Origin of the sequence: Streptomyces sp. NBC_01525 (genome assembly GCF_045040405.1) — a bacterium.
GTDB classification, from domain to species: Bacteria; Actinomycetota; Actinomycetes; order Streptomycetales; family Streptomycetaceae; genus Streptomyces; species Streptomyces benahoarensis.
Genome location: NZ_CP109397.1, coordinates 4,043,282 through 4,062,239, shown reverse-complemented (window position 1 = coordinate 4,062,239; position 18,958 = coordinate 4,043,282). Strand labels below are relative to the sequence as shown.

Genomic DNA, 18,958 nt, shown 5'->3' with positions numbered 1-18,958 from the left:
GGGCCTCCTCGGGACGTCGTGCGCGGGCGTCAGCTCCAGCGGCTCTCGGGCGCGGGCCCGGGGAGCCAGAGGCGGCTGAAGGTGTGGCGGGCCGCGGCCACCTCGTGGCGCTGGTCGGCGTGGAGGACGCCGAGGGCGTACGCGGTGGCCGGGGCGATGCGGGGCGTACGGGCGGCGGACGCCGCGGCGGACGCGGCCTCGGTGGCGTCGCGGAGGCGGCCCAGCGCCCGCCCGGCCTCCGTCAGCCGCGGGTCGGCGCGCCCCGGTGCGACGACCTCCTGGGCGTAGCGGCTGAGCCGGACCAGCGTCCGCACCTGGTGCCAGGGGGCGTCCTGGCGGTGCTCGGCGGAGAGCGCGTCAGCCTGGTGGGCGTGCCCGGCGCGGGCCGGCGGCAGCGCGGCGACGGCCTCGGCGAGGCGGCGGTGGGCGTTCTCGGCGAGCGGGTGGAGCGCCCCGGCGGCCGAGGCGGTGCCCGCGGCGCGGGCCAGCGGCACCTCGGACGCCAGGACCGCGACGGCGTCGGCGAGCGCGTGGAAGCGGGCGGAGCCCAGGGCCTGGAGGGCGGCGGAGTGGGCGCGGCTGCGGGCGAGGGTGAGCTGCCGGTCGAGGAGGGCGGCGGCGCGGGCGGCACCCTCCGACAGCAGCCCGTCGGTGTCCGGCTCGCCCGCCGACGGCTCCGCCGCGGGCCCGCCGGCGGTGCGTCCGCGCATCGGTCCGGCGCCCCGGACGGCGGCCGTGCGGTCGCCGCCGCGCCCGGTGGCGCGTCCGGCGGACTGGGGCCGGTCGGTGCGGCCGGTGAGGCGCTGGAGGGCGGCCATCAGGCGGTCGCGGCGGTCGGCGAGGGCGTGTTCACGGGCGAGGGCACCGGACAACCAGCCCAGTTCGGCGCGGAGTTGGTCGGCCCACGCCTCCTCGGTCAGCGGCCGGAAGGTGTGCAGGGTGGCGCTGATCCGGCGGGCGGCGCGGCGCAGCTGCCGGGCGGCCTCCTCGGTGCCGTCGGCGTCCGAACCGCTCTCGCGGTGCTGCCGCAGGCTGCGCAGGAAGTCCGCGGACCGGTCGTGGAGGTACCCGGCGAGGGCCTGCCCGGCGGTGACGCCGTCGGGCGGCGTCTCCCCCGTCCCCGCCGCCCCCTCGGAGGAGCACCCGTACGGGCCGGGTCCGTCCACCACCGCGGCCCGGGTGCCGCACCCCGGGCCGGGCTCGGGTCCGCTGCCGATTCCGATGAGACCGCCCGGCCCCCCGGCCGGAAGGTCAGGTCGCTGGGCCACGCCGGCGCCTCCGCGCGTCAATGAGCATTTCCTGTACGTTGCGCAACGGCTTGCCGTCCGCGTCGACCGCGTTCCGGGTCCAGTCGCCGTCGGGGCCGAGGTGCCAGGACGATGTCGTGTCCGACGTCCCGGTCTCCAGCAGCCTGTTGAGGGCGGAGCGGTGCGCGGGGTCGGTGACCTGCACCAGCGCCTCGATCCGCCGGTCGAGGTTCCGGTGCATCATATCGGCGCTGCCCAGCCACACTTCGGGCTCGCCGCCGTTGCCGAAGGCGAAGACGCGGGAGTGCTCCAGGAAGCGGCCGAGGATGCTGCGGACCCGGATGTTCTCGCTCAGTCCGGGCACTCCGGGGCGCAGCGCGCAGATGCCGCGTACCCATATGTCGATGGGCACCCCGGCCCGGGAGGCGCGGTAGAGCGCGTCGATGACCGCCTCGTCGACGATGGAGTTGACCTTGATGCGGACATAGGCGGGGCGGCCCGCCCGGTGATGGGTGATCTCCTTGGCGATCCGCTGGAGCAGCCCGTCGCGCAGCGAGCGGGGGGCGACCAGCAGGCGGCGGTAGGTGGCGCGCCGGGAGTAGCCGCTGAGCCGGTTGAAGAGGTCGGAGAGGTCCGCGCCGACCTGCGGGTCGGCGGTGAGCAGGCCGAGGTCCTCGTAGAGCCGGGCGGTCTTGGGATGGTAGTTGCCGGTGCCCACATGGGCGTAGCGGCGGAGCGTTTCGCCTTCCTGGCGGACGACGAGCGACAGCTTGCAGTGCGTCTTGAGGCCGACGAGCCCGTAGACGACGTGGCAGCCTGCCTCCTCCAGCTTCCGCGCCCATGTGATGTTGGCCTGCTCGTCGAAGCGGGCCTTGATCTCGACGAGGACGAGGACCTGCTTGCCGGATTCGGCGGCGTCGATCAGCGCGTCGACTATCGGCGAGTCGCCCGACGTGCGGTACAGCGTCTGCTTGATCGCCAGGACGTCCGGGTCGGCGGCCGCCTGCTCCAGGAACGCCTGGACGGAGGTGGAGAACGAGTCGTACGGGTGGTGCAGCAGGACGTCCCGGGCGCGCACCGCGGCGAAGATGTCGGGCGCGGACGCGGACTCGACCTCGGCGAGGTCGCGGTGGGTCCCGGCGACGAACGTGGAGTACTTCAGCTCGGGCCGGTCCAGCGCGCCGATGCCGAAGAGCGCGGTGAGGTCGAGGGGGCCGGGCAGCGGGTAGACCTCGGCCTCGGAGATCTTCAGTTCCTGGACGAGCAGGTCGAGGACGGACGGATCGATGGACTCCTCGACCTCCAGCCGCACCGGCGGCCCGAAGCGGCGCCGCATCAGCTCCTTCTCCAGCGCCTGGAGGAGGTTCTCCGCGTCGTCCTCCTCCACCTCCAGGTCCTCGTTACGGGTGACCCGGAACATGTGGTGGGCGCGGACCTCCATCCCCGGGAACAGCTCCTCCAGGTGGGCGGCGATGACGTCCTCAAGGGGGACGTACCGCTGCGGGGAGGCTTCCAGGAAGCGGGAGAGCAGCGGCGGGACCTTGACCCGTGCGAAGTGGTCGTGGCCGCTGGCCGGATTGCGGACGACGACGGCGAGGTTCAGCGAGAGGCCGGAGATGTACGGGAAGGGGTGCGCGGGGTCGACAGCCAGCGGAGTGAGGACGGGGAAGATCTGCTGACGGAAGAGGGTGAACAGGCGGGCCTGTTCCTTCTCGGTCAGCTCGGGCCAGCGGATGAGGTGGATGCCCGCGTCGGCGAGGGCGGGGGCGACGTCCTGCTGGTGGCAGGCGGCGTGCCGGGCCATGAGCTCCCGTGAGCGGGTCCAGATGAGGTCGAGGACCTCGCGGGGCTGGAGGCCGGAGGCGGAGCGGGTGGCGACGCCGGTGGCGATGCGGCGCTTGAGTCCGGCGACGCGGACCATGAAGAACTCGTCGAGGTTCGACGCGAAGATCGCCAGGAAGTTGGCGCGCTCCAGCAGCGGGGTGGCCGGGTCCTCGGCCAGCTCCAGCACCCGTTCGTTGAACGCCAGCCAGCTGCGCTCGCGGTCGAGGAAGCGTCCGGCGGGCAGCTCCTCGCCGCCCGCCTCGGGGGTGGCGGTCTCCTCGTACGTGTCCGGGTCGGAGTCGAGGTCGGGCGCCAGCTCCGGGACGGACGGGGCGACCGCGTTCGGGCGGTGGGCCGCGAGGGAACCGACCGACGGCTGGGCCGCGGGGCCCCGGTCCGGCGTCGCCACGGCGGTCCGGGGCGGGGCCGGCTCGCCGGTCGCGGTGGGGACCTGAGCGCTCGGCTGCTGGTTCATGTCCCCATTCTTCCGCGCCTCGTGCGTTCCAGGCGCGTCGGACGGGTAAGCGGCTGAGAGCCGTGGTGGGGGAACGTTCGGCACAGCGGGCTGCATTCACCGATGCTCGCAAGCGCGCCTGAACCACCGGTAACGTGAACGTGGCGACCAGGCAAGCGGGGCACTACCGGGCGGGGACACGGCGCGGCCTACGGGGGCGTGCGGGGCGCGCCGGGGCGGCGGAATCCGGCCCGCGCGCGGGGCGCGCGGGCCCCCGTTTGTTCTATTTGAGTCGATTGAAGTAGAACACCCTGCGCCTGCGGCGGTCTGCGGTGCGGTCGAACCACCCGGACCCGCTCCAGGATGGCCGAGGCACGGTCAGGTGTGAGCGAGGAAGTCGACGGCGCGGTCGTCGAGTGCGGCTGCGCACCGTACGCCGCGGGCCCGGAAGCGGGCGAGGTCGCGGCGCATGCTGGTGATGGCCTTGGTGGTGCGCGCGGAGCGTACGCCGTCCATGTGGTCCATCGCCCGGCCCCAGGTGGCACATGCCTGCTCGATGCTGCCTGCATCTCGGCCTGCGCCACCAGGTCCAGGGCGACGATACGTGCGTAGGTACCTGACGGTCGGCTCGCCGCTGCCGCACCGTACATCGACGCGGCCCGACGCCGGTCGCCGAGCCTTTCTAGGGCCTTGGCCGTCCGGCTGTGAACGGTGGCGGCGGGCGGTCCCCACGACAGTACCCAGAAGGGCACGCCGTCGCCCTTTTCCGAACTTATGGCGGTGCGGGCGCGTTCGATCTCCCGGACGGCCTTCTGCCGCTGCCCCGCCTTGGCAAGGGCGTGTGCGTGGGTGCCGGCGAACAGCGCCTCGGTCTGCGTGTCGACCCGTGGAAAGCCTGACGGCCCACCGCTGCGAGGACGCCGACCCCGCCACCGATGACGCCTTCGTCGGTCAGTGCGAACGGGTCATCTCCGCACAGAACGAGGGGTGGATGGCGAAGTGGCTCAGCGAGTAGGCCATCGCGGAGGCACTACCGGACACCCCTGCCACCGAGGGCTGCCTGAACGGGGGAACCGGTCGGGCAAGTTCACGCGCTCAGCGCCAACGTGAAAGCACCTTCGCACTTCGGCATCAACTGACCCCGCCTCAAATGAAATGTAGGCTATTCACATTTTCGCCAAATGGCGAAAATCTGGCCGGAGGTTGGAAAAGAGTCATTGGTACGTGAAATTGGCTGGGAGAAACACTCCCGGCGGTCGCTGCATATGCGAGGGTAGGGACTTCTGAACCGTAGGGGAAAGGGAAGAAATGAAGCTGCCCGTGCGTCGTTCCGTTGGTATCGCTGCCGCCTCTGTGGCTGCATTGGTCGCCGCGGCGGTCCCCGCCACGGCGGTGTCTCCCTCGAACGCCGTCGCCTCGATCCACCGTACGTCCTGTACCGAGCGCGCCTTTTTGACGATCCACAATAACAACGGCCATGACATGCTCTGTTACGCCGACGCCGGATCCACGGCCGTCGCCATTTACGGCGTCAACTGGGTCGAATCGGGGAACAACGTCGTGACCCTCCAGTACCAGAAGGATTTGAACAACCCGAAGCTCGACAGCGTCACCCTCCAAAAGCGGCAAGCATGGAACCCCGGCCACGTCCACAAGATCATTTCGATCCGGATTCACTGATTTCGCCGAGGTCGAAGTCCGCTGAATAGCCTCGGTATTTCGTGACGGTCCGCCGGATCCTCCGGCGGACCGTCACGGCCACTCGAAGTGAGGGTGGGCATGCCGGTGACTCGGCTGTCGCGTCGGGTGGGCGCCGGGATCCACGGCTCCGGTAGGCGATCAGGCCCGTCGGGGCAAGTCGTTATTGCTCGTCAGCCGGGGTTCGGCAGGAAAGCGAGTCGTGCGAGGACTGTGGTGATCTCGCCGGTCCACAGCCAGCGGCGAGCGAAGCGGAGGACACGAGCACTCCGTCCAGGGCCACGGTTACCTGCCCGCCAGCATCCGGAGCCCGGTCTCCGGCCAACCACCAGACCTGGCCGCGGGCTTGGTCCCGTGTCCTGCGGATCGCACCCAGTGCCTTCTCGCCGGCGGCGACGCCGGAGGTCACTCGTCGCCGTCGTCTCCCATGACACTCCTGCCTCTCCTGCCCACACGCCTCGCAGCGGGGCGCGGCCGCGGGCATGCCTGGGCCTGGCGGAGGAAGCCGACCCTGCTGGAGTGCCGCCGGCAGACGAAGGGCAGCTGACTCACGGTGTCGGGGCATCGCCACCAGATCAACCACGGAGCACCGGCCCGGCCGGAGGTCCGTCGCCGCAGCGCTGCCAGAACACGGCGACGGCGCCCGGCCCGCCCGGGAGGGGACGGACCAGGCGCCGTCGCGCCGGGGGCCGGTCAGGCGAACTGCCGCCGCACCACCCGGTAGAGCACCGCCGTCACCACCGCGGCCAGGGCGAGGGCGATGCCCGCCTCCACCCAGGCGAGCGGCCAGTGGTGGGCGGCCGGGTGCTGGACGACGTACGAGCCGCCGTCGACGTGGTGGGCGACCAGGCACTCCTGCATACCGGGCCCGGCGGAGCAGGTGCCCTGCGGGAGGTGGTCGCCGCCGGTGGTGAGGCTGCCCTCCCACAGGACCCAGGCGTTGTCCGGCACCGTGCCGCCGTGCGGGAAGTCCGTGGCCACGGGCGGCAGCAGATACTGCCTGACCTGTATGAACGCGAAGGTCAGGACGCCGGTGACGCCGAGGGTGACGACCATCGACGCGACGGTGCGGCGCAGCAGGAACCCGGTGAGCGTGCCGATCGCCAGCGCCAGCAGGCTCTGGGCGACGGGCACCGGCCCGAGCGCCAGGAATCCGGAGTCGGAGTACCAGTAGGCGCCCAGCGTCTCCTGGCCGCCGGAGCGCCACATCCACAGGTAGCCCGCGGCGAGCCCGGCAGCGGTGACGGCGACCACGACGGCGGGCAGCGCGAGCTTCGCGGTCAGCCAGCGCAGCGGCCCGACCGACTGGGTCAGCATCAGCTTGTGGGTGCCGTTCTCCAGCTCCCGGGAGAGCAGCGGCGCGCCGATGAAGAGGCCGGTCAGCGCGGGCAGCATCACCAGCAGCATCTGCGCGAGGCGGAAGCCGTTGCCGTACGTCGACCGGAAGGTCTCCACCGCCTCCCGGACGCCCTCGCAGCGCGGATCGGTGGAGATCAGCGCGCAGCCCGCGATGTCGTGCTCGGCGAGGTACCCGGCCATCGCGCCGCGCTGCACCGCCATGCCGATGCCGCCTGCCACCAGCAGGGCGAGGAGGCCGAGCGCCATGCCACGGTTCTGCCGCCACACCACCCACAGCAGTCCGCCGCGCCGCCCCGTACCGGCGGTGCGTCGCGCCGCCCCGGTCGCCCGGGGTTCCGTCGCCGTGCTCATACCGTCACTCCTTCGTTGCCGTGCAGTTCCCACCTGTGTCCGCGGCGGTCCGCGCCGCCCTGCCGCCGTCCGCGCGGGATGCCGGACAGCAGCGGTCCGCCGGTCGTCCGGAACGCCGTGCCGCCCCGGGGCGCGGCCCCGTTGCGCGGCAGTCCCGGGACGCCCGGCCGCTGCCAGAGCCGGGGGCCCGCCGGTGCGGCGCCGGACGCGGGGAGCGCGGGCGCCCCGGGCGAGCGCAGATAGCCGAGCAGCAGCTCCTCCAGCGACGGTTCGGCGGCCTCCCACGGCCCGTCGAGCGGCCCCTGCCGCCGTACCAGTGCGGTGTAGCGCCGCCCCGACCACTGCGCGTCGACGACCGGATGCGCGGCGATCCCGGCAGGCAGCGCCCCGGGCCGCTCGGCGGTGCCCAGCAGCAACCCGTGCGCGGCGATCACGTCGTCGACCTCGCCCGCCAGCCGGGCCCCGCCGCCGCCCAGCAGAAGCAGGTGATCGCAGATCCCGTCCAGCTCGGCGAGGGCGTACGAGGAGAGCACCAGGGTGGTGCCGTACACCGCCGCCTGCTCCATCAGCTGGGCGGCGACCTCGTGCCGGGTCAGCGGGTCGAGCCCGGCGAACGGCTCGTCCAGCAGCAACAGTTCGGGTCCCTTCGCGAGCGCCAGCGCCAGCGCGAAGCGGGCGTACCGCTCCGCCGACAGCTCCCCGACCCGTGCCTGGAGCGGCACCCGGCCCGCCTCCAGCACCCGCGCGGCGCGCGCCGTCTGCCAGGGCCCGTCGTGCCGGGCGCGGGCGTGCCGCAGCGCCTCGGCGACGGTGCGCCAGGGCCGGGTGAACCGCTCGCGGCCGAGGTACGCGACCCGCCCTCGCCCGTCCGCCGTCCTGGGGTCGGCGCCGAAGACGCGGACGGTGCCCTCGGCGGGGCGGAGGCGTCCGGCGGCGAGGGCGAGGAGCGTGCTCGTACCCGCGCCGGGCGGCCCGGTCAGCGCGCAGATGCGTCCTGCGGGCAGCCGGAACGTGCAGTCCCGCAGCTCACCGTGGCGCCGGTCGCGCCTGCCGAGGCCGGTCGCCTCCATCGCCGTCCCCCTCGAAGCACCGCCGAGGGAGCCACTCGTCGCCCGCCGCACCCGCACACCTCATTCCACTAATTAAGTAGTGGAAGAGTGGGGGAAAGGGGCTGCGCCTGTCAACCTGAGCCGTCTACGCTCCCCCGATGCCGACCCCTCCCGCGCACCCGCCGCTCCCCTTCACCCCGCCGTACCCGCTGCGCACCGCCCGCCTCGACCTCCGCCCGGTCACCGACGACGACTTCGCCGCCATCCACGCCTACCAGCGCCTCCCCGAGGTCTGCCGCTATCTGTACTGGGGCCCGCTCGACGAAGCCGGCTCCCGCAAGTCCGTCACCACGAAGGCGACCCGTACGGCACTCCACGCCGAGGGTGACGTCCTCCAACTCGCCGCCGTCGTCCGCGAAACCGGCACCCTCATCGGCGACATGACCTTCGTCTGGACGAGCGCCACCCACCGCCAGGCGAGCATCGGCTACGTCTTCCACCCCGCCCACCACGGCCACGGCTACGCCACCGAGGCGAGCCGCGCCCTCCTCGCCCTCGGCTTCGACCACCTCCAACTCCACCGCATCCAGGCCGAGTTGGACGCCCGCAACACCGCCTCCGCCCGCCTCCTGGAACGCCTCGGCATGCGCCGCGAGGCCCATCTCGTCGAGAACGAGTTCCTGGACGGGGAGTGGTCCGACGAGGTCATCTACGCGATGTTGGCGCGGGAGTGGGAGGCACTGCGGGCGGCGGATCCGGGGGCGGCGCCCACCGCTTGAGCCGTGGTCGCCTCCCCTCTCAAGGGCGGAGGGCCGGGACCGAGGCGCAATTCGGGCCGACACTCTGAAAAAACTCAAGCCCCTTGCTACACACAGAGCACGAATGACACGGTTGTTCACATGGCAGGCATCACAGGACTGAGCAGAAAGCACGACGTCGTACCGGTCATCCGGGACGCAGACGTGATCGTGGCGGCGCTGCGCCAGGCGCTGGCCGAGGCATCACCCGAGGAGCGCCCGGGTCTGGAGCGCGCCGCCGCCCTCGCGGAGTCCACCGCCGCGGCCACCGAGGGCCAGATGCGCGCCCGCTGGGTCCGCTCCCAACTGGCAGCCGTCGGCTTCACCGGAGACCTCGACTCGGTCGCGGCGGTCAAGGCGCTGCGCCGGGCGGAGCCGAAACTGAGCCTGCTGGCAGCGGTCCAACTCCAGAAGGCAGCCCTGAACCATCCGCAGTGACCCGGTAGGGCGACCGTTGCCCGGCCTTACGCGGCGGCCGGGCCGGGCGCGGCGGCCGGGCCGTGGGCTCCCACCCCGGGGCCCGCCGCTTCCGCCTCCGCGCCCGGCGCCCCGGGCCCCGCCCCGCCGATCTCCGCCGCCAGATCCACCACCGTGCACCGCCGCAACTCCACCACCAGCTGCGACGCCAGGAACCACGCCGCGTGCGGATGCCCGTACGGCAGGAACCCGTCCTCCGACGCGGCGGTCAGCACGCCTCCGCTGGGCGCGTGGAATCCGCCGTACACCCCGCGCACCCGCGGCTTCCGTACCCGTACGGCGACCGGATCGCCCAGATGCGGGCAGTACCGCACGGCCACCGCCGCGCACCCCACGCAGGCCGGCGGCTTCATCCCGTACGCCCCCTCCGGCCACCCCGGCGCGCCGCCCTCCGGCCGGGGCAGCAGGAACAACCACCCCCGCCCGGTCCGCCCCGCCGGGCCCCCGCACACCTGGCACAGCCCCTCCAGCAACGCCCGCCGCTGCCGCACCGGATGCACCACCCGGAACCGCGGACGCCCCTCCCCCGGCGCCTCCACGATCCGGCTCCACAACACCCCATGCGCGTCCCGGTCCCCGGCCACCTCGTCCCGGTACGCCAGCCCCGCCCCGTCCGCCCGCACCGCCAGCGAACGTACGGCCACCCGTTCCCCACTCCAGGCGGTGATGTACGGAACGGGCACCTTGCCGTGTCCTTCGGAATGCAGCATTGCCGTCGGCCTCCTCGTCACGCGGTTCGCGTCGCACTCCCGGGTGAAGTCACCGCGGGATGTGGTCAGTTGGTCACTGGGGGAACGCACCGGGCAATACGATGGCGTCACTTAAACGGCAACGTTGAAAGCGCTGACCTGCCGTAACGCTGGCCGGAACCACCAGAAGCAGAGGTCGCGGCATTGGAAGAGACAACACCGTCGGAGCGTTTGAATCCCCTCCAACGCTTCGGACTCGACGTGAGACGCGTCCGGTTGGGCCGCCGACTCACCCAGAAACAGTTGGGCACCGCCACCGGCTACTCCCACGCCTACGTCAGCATGGTGGAGGCCGGAAAGGTCATGGCGAGCATGAAGTTCGCCAAGGGCTGCGACCTGGCCTTCGGCACCAACGGCCTCTTCGAGGGCATGCTGACGCGGATCGACGAGGGGGATCATCCGTCGTGGTTCGTGCCGTATCTGAACCTGGAGCGGGAAGCATCGAAGATCCTGTCCTACGCGACGAACCTCGTCACGGGCATGGTGCAGACCGAGGAGTACGCGCGGGCAGTCTTCCGTGCAGCCAATCCCCATGCGACACCGGAAGGCGTCGAGGACAAAGTCGCGGCACGGCTACGCCGACGCGAGGCCCTGGAACGGGACAAGCCTCCGTTCCTCTGGGTCATCCTGCACGAGGCGTGCCTGCGCACCATCGTCGGCGACTACGAGGTCATGGCCGGTCAGCTCGAATATCTGCTGTCCCTGACCGAGTCGCCGGACTTCAGGCTCCAGGTGATGCCGTTCTCAGCGAGCATCCCTGCCACGTCCACGATGCCCTTCATCGTGCTGCGCTTCCCGGACTCCCCCACGGTGCTCTACACGGAAACCCGGGTAGGAGGACGGATGCACGATTCCGCACAAACAGTCGAAGCCGCCCTGGATGATTATGATCTGCTCAGGGCGCATGCGCTGTCCCCGGACCACTCCCTGAACCTGATCAAGTCACTGCTGAAGGAGTACCGAGCATGAGCCTCGACGTCGATCTCACCGCCGCCGAGTGGGTCAAGTCCTCGTACAGCGAAGGCAACGGCGGCGAGTGCGTCGAGTTCTCCCGCACCTTCACCTGGATCAAGTCGTCCTACAGCGAAGGCAACGGCGGGGCGTGCCTCGAATTCGCGCCCGCCGCGCAGGCGCACGGCGTCGTCCCCGTCCGCGACAGCAAGAACCCCGACGGGCCCGCGCTGGTCTTCCCCGCCGGGCACTGGACGGCGTTCGTCAAGGCCCTGAAGGGCGGGGAGTTCGGGGCCGCCTGACATCCCTAGGTCCGGCCGATTCAACCGAAGGAGCCCTTGCGCATGAGCACCAGCATGGATCTCACCGCCGCCGAGTGGATCAAGTCGTCCTACAGCGACGGCGACGGCGGCCAGTGCGTCGAGTTCTCCCGAACCTTCACCTGGATCAAGTCCTCGTACAGCGACGCCAACGGCGGGGATTGCGTCGAATTCTCCCGCAGCCTCACTTGGGCCAAGTCGTCCCACAGTGACGCCAACGGCGGACAGTGCCTCGAATTCTCCCGTTCCCTCGCCTGGACCAAGTCGTCCCACAGCGGCGGCAACGGCGGCCAGTGCCTCGAATTCTCGCCCGCGCTCACGCGGGCCCACGGCATCGTCCCCGTCCGCGACAGCAAGAACCCCGACGGACCCGCGCTCGTCTTCCCCGCCGGACACTGGACCGCGTTCGTCGCTGCCCTGAAGGGCGGGGAGTTCGGAGCCGCGTGACGCCCGAAAGTCCGCTGACCCCCGGTGCTGCACACCGGGGGTCAGCTTCCTTTTCGGGCAGCGCGTCAGCGGGACCCACGACCCGCCGCGCGGTGGCCGGTCAGCGGTTGTAGATCGGCATGATCGCCTGGCTGTCGTCGCACCACACCTCGTGGTACCCGTTCGCCTGGGCGTACTGCAGCTCCGTCGCCTCGCACTGCGCCTTCGAGGGGTACCTCTCGGCACCGACGGGCACCCAGCCGTCACCGGGCGGCGGGGCCGCGAAAGCGCTGGCGGCGGAGAGCGGGATGGACACCGCCGCGGCACCGACCGCGAGACCGATACCGATACGGGAACGCCACGACTTCATTTTTCCTCCATGCGACAGGGCTGAATTCAGCGCTGCTCGACACGCACACACCCCATTGCCAAGTCCCCCTCTGTACAGGGACGTTGGTGGTACGCGTTTTCTCATGGAGGGAGATGCGGGCTCCGCGGCGGAAGTTCGCCGCGAGTTGTGGATTTCTTGGGGCCTGCCCTTCTGCGGGCCACCCCCTGGTCCGTACGGGCAAGCCTCGGGATAGTCCCCGTAATGCAGGGGCAAAGTGGCAGGTCGTCAGTGATCTACGGAACGGTCGGGCCGCCCGCTGCATCTCAACCCTGAGGGCCCGCGACCGGGGTGTGGTCGCGGGCCCTCAGGGTGGCAAACGGGCGGGCTCAGGTCTCCGAGCGGTACATCAGGTCCGTCTCGTGCGTGACGAAGCCCAGGCGTTCGTACACGGTGACGGCGGCCGTGTTGTCCGCGTCGACGTAGAGCATCGCGGTCGGCAGGCCCTCGGCGGCCAGGTGGCGCAGGCCGATGGCGGTGAGGGCCTTGCCGAGGCCGCCGCCCTGGGCGCCGGGGCGGACGCCGAGGACGTAGACCTCGCCGAGGCCCTCGTCGGCGTGCACCTTCGTCCAGTGGAAGCCGAGCAGCGTGCCCTCCCGCTCCGCGAGGAAGAAGCCCTTCGGGTCGAACCACGCCTCGGCCTTGCGGGCGTCGAGGTCGCGCTGGGTCAGCGAGCCCTGTTCGGGGTGGTGCGCGAAGGCGGCGGCGTTCACCTCCAGCCAGGCGGCGTCGTCCTGGCCGGGCTGGAAGGTGCGGATCGTCACGCCGTCGGGGAGCCGCGGTTCGGACAGGTCCAGGTTGGTCAGCGGGCGGCGCATCTGGCGCAGTTCGCGGAACTTCGTCAGGCCGAGGGTCTGCGCCAGGTGCCGGGCGGCGGCGTGCCCGCCGTGGGCCCAGACACGCAGGCGGCGGCCGGACTGGGCGAGCAGTTCACCGCCGAGCGCCCGGCCGTGGCCGCGGCCACGGTGCGCGGGGTGGACGACCAGTTCGGCGGCGGGCGCCTCCACCGGGTCGGTGTCCTCCAGCTGGCCGTAGCCGACCAGCTCGGCGCCGCCCTCGGCCTCCTCGGACGGTACGGACACCAGCAGGTGCCGCACCCCTTCCCGGGCCCCGCCGCGCAGCTGGAGCCGTCCCTGTTCGGACACGGCGGGCTGCCCGTCGGTCCGCGCGGCCTGCTCGATCAGCGCGAGCACCTCGGCGCCTTCCTGGGGCGTGAGCGTGTCGGCGACCCGAATCCGGCGGCCGGTGGGGCCCATCTCCTGTGCAGCGTCAGTCATGCTCCGAAGCGTACGGCCCCGGGACCCGGCCCGGACGGACTCCGGGGGGCGGCCCTTACGGGCCCGGGGTCTCAGGGCCGACCCGTACGGGATGCCGGGTTCTCAGGGGCACCCCGTACGGGTCCGGGCAGGCGTCAGCCCACGGTCATCGCCTGCTTGACCGCCGCGCGGCCGGGCCGGGGCGGCGTGTAGCCGCGCGACGGCGACCGGTCCGGGTACAGGGCGTGGTGCGCGGCGCGGGACACCTGCTCGATGGTGTCGATGCCGTAGTACCAACCGTCGGTGGCCGGGCGGCCCTTGGGGACGCGGTTGTTCTCGGTGAGGACGGCGAGCCCGTAGTCGTACCGGCCGCCGGTGAAGGCTCCCAGACTGTTGACCTTCCAGTCACCGCGGTCGAACGGGTCGCGGGGACCGTTCTGCGAGCGCTGCAGCCAGCCGTTCTTGACCTGGATCGTGGACGTGTCGGGCGCCCCGGCGGGCGTCCCCCAGCGCTGGTCCTTCTCCACCGCGTGCATCAGGCGGAGGGCGTACGCGCGCGAGGCGTGGGAGAGGACGGCGTTGCCGCGCCCGGTGAAGAGCTTCAGCAGGGTGATCTGGTCCGCCGCGGAGATCTGCGTCAGGCCCCAGTTACCGGTCCGGTCGAGGACGGTGTCCCGCATTCCGGCCGCGTTACAGGAAACGCTGAATGGCGACGGGGTTGGGCTTTTGGGGATTGCTGGTATCCGACAGTTTTCGCCACAGGGTCGTGGTCGCGGCATTGTCGGAGTTCACTATCATTTTCCGCGCCAGTTCCGCTTCCTTGGCGGTGAGGTTTCCCTTTCCCGCCAGGAGAAGCGCGCCCAGGACGATCGGTTTGACCGTGCTCGCGGAGTCGTATCTCTTGTGCGCGCCGTAGGTACAGGTCGTCGCGGTGGTGCGGTCGTAGAGGGCCAGCGAGGCCATGCTCCTGCGGCTCTTCAGTCGCTTCGCCAGGTCGGCGGCCAGCCGTTGTGCCAGTCCGGGCCGGTGGGACGAGCAGTCGACGGTCGCGGCGCCCACCGCGCTCCGTGCGGTCCCGCCGGAGGGGAGCGCGACCGCATGCGCCGGCGCCACGGCCGAAACGGAGGCCGCCAGGGCTATTATCCCGGCGGCCCATTTCGAAGCCCTGTTGCCGGACTTCGCCCCGGCCTTCCTTCCGGCCCTCGCTCGGCCCTTCTCTTCGGCCTTCTTCTCGGCCTTCTTTTCTATTGTCACCCTTGATGGCTCCTGGGTTAACTTTCTCGGTACGTCCGGGCCGGTACGGGAAAATTCGGACAGTGCCACGATTTCCGGGATCCGGCCCCTTCGGACCCTACCGCGGGGAGTTCAGGCGTCCACCAAGAAAGGGCAAGGGGTACGGGACACGCGCATTCGGTGCGGTAATGCCGGGTATTTCACCGTGGCGCAAATGACGCGCGGGGTGAATGCGGGCCCTCACCTTGCGGCCGGGCGGTACGTCAGCAGGACGTTGCCGGAACGGAAGGTCGTGGTGCGCCACAGGTCGAGCGGGAGGCGCTTGCCGAGCGCGGAGAAGAGGGAGTGGCCGGCGCCGAGGAGGATCGGGTTCACAAGGATGCGCAGTTCGTCGATCAGGCCGCGTTCCCGGCGTGCTGCTCATCGAACCCGAACCGGTTGCGAAGTGCAAGCACTTCGGGGAGGGGTGGCCCTCGGCGCGATCGAGGGGCGGCCCTTGGTGCGATCGGGCCGACCACCCGTCACCATCCCGCCATCTCCCAGAACCTGTTGCGCTACGCGCGTTGACCATAGGCTGCGTCCGCCCGGACGCGTCGGCGTGCCGGCACCGCAGCCCCGCCCGGCCGCCCGCACCCGCGCGGCGCCGCCGGGTGCCCGGTCCACGGAAGGGATCCCATGCAAGCGACACCCCAACGGCGCCGCCTCGTGCGCAGATTGACGGCCGGAGCCGCGGTGCTGGCCGCCGCCACCGCGGTCACCGCGGCGTCCCTGCCGTCCGGTGCGGGACCGGACACCGGCCGCGCGGGCACCGCCCAGGGACGGACCGTCGACGTCCAGCTGCTCTCGTTCAACGACTTCCACGGCAACCTGGAGCCGCCGCAGGGCTCCTCCGGGACCGTTGACGAGATCCAGCCGGACGGCAGCAAGAAGACCGTCGCGGCGGGCGGCGTCGAGTACCTCGCCCGGTCCCTGCGTACGGCCCGTAAGGGGCACCCCTACTCCGTCACCGCGGCCGCCGGGGACATGGTCGGGGCCAGCCCGCTGCTCTCCGGGCTCTTCCACGACGAGCCGACCATCGAGGCGATGAACAAGCTCGACCTCGACGTCACCTCCGTCGGCAACCACGAGTTCGACGAGGGCCGGGCCGAGTTGACCCGCCTCCAGAAGGGCGGCTGCCACCCCAAGGACGGCTGCTTCGAGAAGGGCAGGACCTTCCAGGGCGCCGACTTCCCCTACCTGACGGCCAACGTCACCGACGACAAGACCGGGAAGCCGCTGCTCAAGCCGTACACCGTGTGGAAGCACCACGGCGTGAAGATCGGCTTCATCGGGGTGACCCTCAAGGGGACCCCCGACATCGTCAACGCCGACGGCGTCAAGGGGCTGACGTTCCACGACGAGGTCGCCACGATCAACAAGTACGCCAAGGTCCTCGACCGGCAGGGCGTGAAGTCGGTCGTCGCCCTCATCCACGAGGGCGGGATGCCCGCCTCCACCTCGTACAACTACGACTGCGACAGCCCCGGTCCGGGCGACGGCATCTCCGGGCCGATCACCGCGATCGCCAAGAAGGTCACCCCGAAGGTCGACGCGCTGGTCACCGGACACACCCACCAGTCGTATGTCTGCACCCTCCCCGACCCCTCCGGGAAACCCCGTACGGTCACCTCCGCCGCGTCCTTCGGGAAGCTGTACACCGAGACCACGCTGACGTACGACCGCGCCACCGGCGACATCGTGCGGACCCACGTCACGGCGCGGGGCGGCGCCGGGCGCGCCGTCAACCACGTCGTGGACCGGACGCAGCCCAAGGCGGCGGACATGACGTCGCTGATCAGCCGCTGGAACAAGCTGGCCGCGCCGGTCGCGGACCGGCCCGTCGGGCACATCTCCACCGATATCCCGGGCCGGGGCGCGCAGACCCCCGAGTCGCCGCTCGGTGATGTCGTCGCCGACGCGCAGCGCGAGGCGACCGCGGCGCCGGACAAGGGCGGCGCGCAACTTGCCCTGATGAACCCCGGGGGGATCCGTTCGGATCTCGCCTACGCGGCGTCCGGCAAGGAGGGCGACGGGGTCGTCACCTACGGGGAGGCGTTCACCGTCCAGCCGTTCACCAACATGATGCGGACCGTCGACCTGACCGGCGCTCAGCTGCTCACCGCGCTTCAGCAGCAGGTCAGCGGCGCGAATGAGGCGTCGCCGAAGATCCTTCAGGTGTCGGACGGGTTCACGTACACGCTGGATATGACGAAGTCGGGCGCCGACCGGATCGTCAAGGACTCGGTGAAGCTGGACGGCGCCGCGCTCGACCCGGCGAAGACCTACCGCGTTGCGATGAACGAGTTCCTGGCCGGTGGCGGCGACGGCTTCCCCGCCTTCAAGGACGGCATGAACCCGCACGTCGCGGGCTCCGACCTGGACGCCTTCACCGCCTATCTGACGGCCCACTCGTCGGCGGACAAGCCGCTCGCCCCGCCGAAGGCCGACCGGATCACTCTCGTGAAGTGACCCCGCAGGGGCGGTGGTTGCCCCGCCGCCCACCTCCGGGATTGCCCTTGCGGGTACCCCTACGGGCCCGCCCCCGGCCACCGCTCCGGCCGCGCGGCCCGTAGGGGGCTGCCCCACCGGGTACCCGTACGGGCCGGGCGCCGGGCCCCGGCCGGGCTGCCCCGAGCGACCCGTAGGGGACCCGCATCCGGGCCGCAGGGCCGATCCGCCGGATGCCCGTACGGACCCGGCCGACCGGCCACCCGGCGCGGATCACCCCACCCATGGTCGGATCCCCGCCCGATTTTCCCCCTCCACCCCCTCCACCCCACCCTCAATCGTGGCGTTGCGCACTTACGGCCGGGTGGAGTTGCTAACGGGGGACCCGCTCATGGTCAGATGTGCGGATGCGAACCCCCCCACGCATATCTTCACCCTCGTCCCCGCAGCCCGACCCGGGATCCGCCGCCCCACCGGCACCGGACGAGACGGAGCGGGACACCCGTGAGTTCGAGCCGGTCAACCCGTACGCGGACCTGGCCGCCCTCGCCGACCCGGAGCCCGAACCGGAGCCGGAGCCGGAGGTCGTCGAGCCGCACCGGCTGGAGCACCGCAGGTACCTCAACGAGCGCGACGGCACCGACGATCCGCTCGGTCTGGGCCTGCGCTCCGACGAGGAGGAGGATGCCTGGCAGCCGCCCAACCACCGGCGGATGAAGCGCGGCATCAGCCGCTTCGCCGCCGTACCGCTCACCCTCAAGGTGGTCGTCGCGGTCGCGGTGGCCGCCGCGTTCCTCACCCTCGGCGACCGGTTCGCCGTGCTCTACGCGCAGAACAAGGCCGAGCAGCAGATCAAGAAGGCGATGCACCTGACGGCCGCCCCCGAGGTCGACATCAAGGGCTTCCCCTTCCTCACTCAGGTGCTGGACAAGCACCTCGGACAGGTCGACGTCACCATCCCCGACGTCGCGGCCGACCGCGTCTCGCTCGCGAAGTTCGAGGCCAGCGCCCGCGACATCCGGCTGGACGGCGATCTGCCCACCGCCATCAAGGGCGCCACCATCGGGCAGATGCACGGCACCGTACTGCTCGCCTTCGACGACATGAACCGTGAACTGGGCGCCTCCCAGGTCACGTTCAGCGAGATGGGCCCGAACGAGGTCCGCGCCGTGGGCCGCCTGCCGATCGCCGGACACGAACTGCGGGTGCACGCCCAGGCCCGCATCCAGCAAGCCGGCGACCGGGGCGTGTCCACGCAGATCAGCAAGATGCGGCTGGACATCGGCGACGTCGCCGTCTACCGCCCCGGCACCGGCAAGGAGGAGGGCCTGCGGCTGACCCAAAAGGCCGCCGGGGAGCTGAGCCGCCAGGCCGGGAAGATCAAGTCGATGCTGAGCGTCCCGGCGATCGTGCAGCGCATCGGCATCCCGCAGGAGTACGTCGATCAGGCGCTGCACAACGAGGACAAGCTGCACAAGCTGACCGGCTCGCCGGACTTCGTCTCGAAGCTGATGAAGGTCAACCTCGTCGATGTGGTCGTCGACCACCCGTGGCTGCTGGAGAAGGTCGGCATCGACCCGAAGGTCCTCGGCGCCCTCTCCGGCCTGACCAAGCCGCAACTCGCCGACCAGCTGTCCCTGTCGTTCCGCCTCCCGAAGACCCCCGGTGACGTGCGGCTGCGCCACATCTCCGTCGAGGAGGACGGCATCCGCGCCGAACTCGACGGACGGGACCTGCCGTTCGGGGACGCGGCGAAGAAGTCGGGAGCGGCCGGGAAGTAGGGGATACGGGGCGGGACCTGCCCGAGGCCGGGCGGGCGGGACCTGCCCGAGGCCGGGCGGGCGGGACCGCATCCGGCGCCCGGCGCCTGACATCCGGTGCCCGGCCGGGTC

Annotated in this window: 20 protein-coding genes; 9 read left to right on the top strand and 11 right to left on the bottom strand. The window is 71.5% G+C overall.

The genetic code is table 11. From position 1 onward, the window contains the following. Nucleotides 1–29: 29 nt before the first annotated feature. The 3 genes from OG422_RS18325 to OG422_RS18315 form a co-directional block, all read right to left on the bottom strand. Nucleotides 30–1,268, bottom strand: coding sequence for a CHAD domain-containing protein (locus OG422_RS18325; RefSeq protein ID WP_405743742.1), 1,239 nt, complete (start codon nucleotides 1,266–1,268; stop codon nucleotides 30–32). Further along, on the bottom strand, nucleotides 1,252–3,546 hold the full coding sequence (locus OG422_RS18320) for an RNA degradosome polyphosphate kinase (RefSeq protein ID WP_405743741.1): 2,295 nt from the start codon (nucleotides 3,544–3,546) through the stop codon (nucleotides 1,252–1,254). Before OG422_RS18320 ends, OG422_RS18325 begins: the two co-directional genes overlap by 17 nt. Before the next feature lie 357 nt (nucleotides 3,547–3,903). Next, nucleotides 3,904–4,041, bottom strand: coding sequence for a hypothetical protein (locus OG422_RS18315; protein WP_405743740.1), 138 nt, complete (start codon nucleotides 4,039–4,041; stop codon nucleotides 3,904–3,906). A gap of 370 nt (nucleotides 4,042–4,411) precedes the next feature. Here OG422_RS18315 and OG422_RS18310 point away from each other — a divergent pair, with 370 nt between their 5' ends. Together OG422_RS18310 and OG422_RS18305 are read left to right on the top strand one after the other, a co-directional pair. Further along, a complete protein-coding gene (locus tag OG422_RS18310) occupies nucleotides 4,412–4,540 on the top strand; it encodes a hypothetical protein (RefSeq protein ID WP_405743739.1) in 129 nt (42 codons plus the stop codon). Nucleotides 4,541–4,833: 293 nt separating this feature from the next. Beyond that, nucleotides 4,834–5,205, top strand: a complete 372-nt coding sequence (locus tag OG422_RS18305; protein WP_405743738.1) for a beta/gamma crystallin domain-containing protein — start codon at nucleotides 4,834–4,836, stop codon at nucleotides 5,203–5,205. A 711-nt stretch (nucleotides 5,206–5,916) separates the two neighbouring features. Here OG422_RS18305 and OG422_RS18300 read toward each other — a convergent pair. Then, nucleotides 5,917–6,933 (bottom strand): ABC transporter permease, encoded by a 1,017-nt coding sequence (locus OG422_RS18300; RefSeq protein ID WP_405743737.1) that lies wholly within the window; start codon nucleotides 6,931–6,933, stop codon nucleotides 5,917–5,919. After that, nucleotides 6,930–8,003, bottom strand: coding sequence for an ATP-binding cassette domain-containing protein (locus OG422_RS18295; protein ID WP_405743736.1), 1,074 nt, complete (start codon nucleotides 8,001–8,003; stop codon nucleotides 6,930–6,932). The genes OG422_RS18300 and OG422_RS18295 overlap by 4 nt, the downstream gene beginning before the upstream one ends. Nucleotides 8,004–8,140: 137 nt before the next feature. Between OG422_RS18295 and OG422_RS18290 the strand changes: the two genes are divergently transcribed. Both OG422_RS18290 and OG422_RS18285 read left to right on the top strand, forming a co-directional pair. Then, complete coding sequence (locus OG422_RS18290) at nucleotides 8,141–8,761, top strand: GNAT family N-acetyltransferase (RefSeq protein WP_405743735.1); 621 nt, start codon at nucleotides 8,141–8,143, stop codon at nucleotides 8,759–8,761. Nucleotides 8,762–8,881: 120 nt separating this feature from the next. Beyond that, the gene (locus OG422_RS18285; RefSeq protein WP_405743734.1) at nucleotides 8,882–9,217 is read left to right on the top strand and encodes a hypothetical protein; all 336 of its coding nucleotides are present in this window, start codon (nucleotides 8,882–8,884) and stop codon (nucleotides 9,215–9,217) included. A gap of 26 nt (nucleotides 9,218–9,243) precedes the next feature. On the opposite strand, the gene OG422_RS18280 is transcribed toward OG422_RS18285, so the two are convergent. Next, the gene (locus tag OG422_RS18280; protein WP_405743733.1) at nucleotides 9,244–9,966 is read right to left on the bottom strand and encodes a hypothetical protein; all 723 of its coding nucleotides are present in this window, start codon (nucleotides 9,964–9,966) and stop codon (nucleotides 9,244–9,246) included. Between the two features lie 183 nt (nucleotides 9,967–10,149). Between OG422_RS18280 and OG422_RS18275 the strand changes: the two genes are divergently transcribed. From OG422_RS18275 to OG422_RS18265, 3 genes are read left to right on the top strand one after another with little or no spacing between them, the layout of a single operon-like run. After that, nucleotides 10,150–10,974 (top strand): helix-turn-helix transcriptional regulator, encoded by an 825-nt coding sequence (locus OG422_RS18275; RefSeq protein ID WP_405743732.1) that lies wholly within the window; start codon nucleotides 10,150–10,152, stop codon nucleotides 10,972–10,974. Beyond that, a complete protein-coding gene (locus OG422_RS18270; RefSeq protein WP_405743731.1) occupies nucleotides 10,971–11,258 on the top strand; it encodes a DUF397 domain-containing protein in 288 nt (95 codons plus the stop codon). The genes OG422_RS18275 and OG422_RS18270 overlap by 4 nt, the downstream gene beginning before the upstream one ends. A gap of 42 nt (nucleotides 11,259–11,300) precedes the next feature. After that, nucleotides 11,301–11,723, top strand: a complete 423-nt coding sequence (locus tag OG422_RS18265) for a DUF397 domain-containing protein (RefSeq protein ID WP_405743730.1) — start codon at nucleotides 11,301–11,303, stop codon at nucleotides 11,721–11,723. Between the two features lie 100 nt (nucleotides 11,724–11,823). Here OG422_RS18265 and OG422_RS18260 read toward each other — a convergent pair whose 3' ends face one another. From OG422_RS18260 to OG422_RS18240, 5 genes are all read right to left on the bottom strand, one after another. Beyond that, nucleotides 11,824–12,072: a hypothetical protein gene (locus OG422_RS18260; protein ID WP_143943765.1), complete on the bottom strand. Its 249-nt coding sequence runs from the start codon at nucleotides 12,070–12,072 to the stop codon at nucleotides 11,824–11,826. Nucleotides 12,073–12,419: 347 nt separating this feature from the next. Beyond that, nucleotides 12,420–13,346 (bottom strand): mycothiol synthase, encoded by a 927-nt coding sequence (gene mshD / locus OG422_RS18255; protein ID WP_405747866.1) that lies wholly within the window; start codon nucleotides 13,344–13,346, stop codon nucleotides 12,420–12,422. Between the two features lie 155 nt (nucleotides 13,347–13,501). Continuing rightward, the gene (locus OG422_RS18250; protein ID WP_405743729.1) at nucleotides 13,502–14,026 is read right to left on the bottom strand and encodes a hypothetical protein; all 525 of its coding nucleotides are present in this window, start codon (nucleotides 14,024–14,026) and stop codon (nucleotides 13,502–13,504) included. 10 nt (nucleotides 14,027–14,036) lie between these two features. Beyond that, nucleotides 14,037–14,600, bottom strand: a complete 564-nt coding sequence (locus OG422_RS18245; protein WP_405743728.1) for a hypothetical protein — start codon at nucleotides 14,598–14,600, stop codon at nucleotides 14,037–14,039. Between the two features lie 219 nt (nucleotides 14,601–14,819). Continuing rightward, a complete protein-coding gene (locus OG422_RS18240) occupies nucleotides 14,820–14,975 on the bottom strand; it encodes a hypothetical protein (protein ID WP_405747864.1) in 156 nt (51 codons plus the stop codon). Between the two features lie 279 nt (nucleotides 14,976–15,254). On the opposite strand from OG422_RS18240, the gene OG422_RS18235 reads away from it, so the two are divergent. Both OG422_RS18235 and OG422_RS18230 read left to right on the top strand, forming a co-directional pair. Then, the gene (locus tag OG422_RS18235; protein WP_405743727.1) at nucleotides 15,255–17,087 is read left to right on the top strand and encodes a bifunctional metallophosphatase/5'-nucleotidase; all 1,833 of its coding nucleotides are present in this window, start codon (nucleotides 15,255–15,257) and stop codon (nucleotides 17,085–17,087) included. A 386-nt stretch (nucleotides 17,088–17,473) separates the two neighbouring features. Then, nucleotides 17,474–18,847, top strand: coding sequence for a DUF2993 domain-containing protein (locus OG422_RS18230; protein ID WP_405743726.1), 1,374 nt, complete (start codon nucleotides 17,474–17,476; stop codon nucleotides 18,845–18,847). Nucleotides 18,848–18,958 lie beyond the last annotated feature (111 nt).